The sequence below is a fragment of the Alkalibacterium sp. m-11 genome (genome assembly GCF_054658155.1).
Genome location: NZ_BAAGIR010000469.1, coordinates 1 through 269 on the forward strand (window position 1 = coordinate 1; position 269 = coordinate 269).

The following is a 269-nucleotide window of genomic DNA, read 5'->3' on the forward strand; positions in this document are numbered from 1 at the left end:
GCGGTGACGATGGCGGGAAGGATCCACCTGTTCCCATTCCGAACACAGCCGTTAAGCTTCCCAGCGCCGAGGATAGTGAAGGGTTTCCCTTTGTGAAAGCAGGACGTTGCCGTGCAGCTCTTTTTTTATTTTCAGAGATATTTGGAGGTTTAGCTCAGTTGGGAGAGCATCTGCCTTACAAGCAGAGGGTCAGCGGTTCGAGCCCGTTAACCTCCATAGATCCATGAGCCGTTAGCTCAGTTGGTAGAGCAACTGACTTTTAATCAGTG

At 50.9% G+C, this 269-nt stretch carries 1 tRNA gene and 1 rRNA gene; both read left to right on the top strand.

Annotated elements, in window-relative coordinates:
* Positions 1–115: ribosomal RNA gene (gene rrf / locus ACYQ2O_RS13215) — 5S ribosomal RNA — on the top strand.
* Positions 116–143: 28 nt separating this feature from the next.
* Positions 144–216, top strand: a tRNA-Val gene (locus ACYQ2O_RS13220).
* Positions 217–269: the final 53 nt, after the last annotated feature.